The organism is Candidatus Obscuribacterales bacterium (assembly GCA_036703605.1).
Classification (GTDB): domain Bacteria; phylum Cyanobacteriota; class Cyanobacteriia; order RECH01; family RECH01; genus RECH01.
The window spans coordinates 1-1,076 of record DATNRH010000025.1 but is presented as its reverse complement, the minus strand read 5'-3'; the positions used below and the strand labels follow the sequence as shown (position 1 = coordinate 1,076).

The 1,076-nt window shown below is 51.7% G+C and carries 1 protein-coding gene; it reads left to right on the top strand.

From position 1 onward, the window contains the following. Positions 1–1,076, top strand: a 1,076-nt coding sequence (locus V6D20_00665; GenBank protein HEY9814309.1) for an HAD-IC family P-type ATPase, incomplete at both ends; no start/stop codon positions are given.

Here is a 1,076-nt window from a genome sequence, read left to right as displayed (position 1 = left end):
TGTGAAGGGATCGACGGAGGCAATTGTATCGCGCTGTCAACAGGTTTTGGCTGCCGATGGATCGACTCATCCCATTGATCCTCAGCATATTTTTGAGCAGGTTGACCATATGGCTTCTCGGGGCTTACGGGTGCTGTCCTTTGCCTATAAACCGGCTCATGGGCAGACCGTTGATCACGATGATATTCAAACAGGATTGATATTTATCGGTCTTCAAGGCATGATCGATCCACCCAGAGCAGAAGCGATCGCCGCCGTGCGGGCCTGTAAATCAGCGGGCATCCAGGTAAAAATGATCACGGGGGATCATCAGGTGACGGCCTCAGCGATCGCCAAACGGATGCGTCTCAGTTCTCAAGACACGATTTTGTCCTTTACGGGCAAGGATTTGGCGGAGATGGATACCCAAACGCTAGCCAATGCGGTTCAAGATGGCACGGTCTTTGCCCGAGTCGCGCCTGAGCAAAAGCTGCGGTTGGTGGAAGCCCTCCAGGCCCGCGGTCATGTGGTGGCAATGACTGGGGACGGGGTGAATGATGCACCAGCGCTCAAGCAAGCAGATATTGGCATTGCTATGGGCAAAGCAGGGACGGAGGTGGCTAAGGAAGCTGCTGATATGGTGCTAACGGATGATAACTTTGCCTCTATCGAAGCAGCTGTGGAAGAGGGGCGAGCTGTCTTTCGTAATCTGATGAAGGCGATCGCCTTCATCTTGCCGGTGAATGGTGGTGAGTCAATGACTATCTTGTTAAGCGTACTCATAGGGCGGGGGGATATCTTACCGATTTTGTCTCTGCAGGTGCTGTGGCTGAATATGGTGAACTCGATTGCCATGACGATTCCCCTAGCCTTTGAGCCTAAGTCCTATAATCTAATGAACCGCGAGCCGCGCCTTCCCAATGAGCCTCTGCTGTCGAAAAACCTGATTAAACGTATTGCTCTCATATCCGTTTTTAACTGGATTTTGATTTTTGGTATGTTTGAGTGGGTACGCCAAAATGCTAGTGGACTGGGCTGGATCCCCAGTGATTTAGGCAGTGATGAAGCAGTGGACTATACCTTGGCGATCGCTCGCA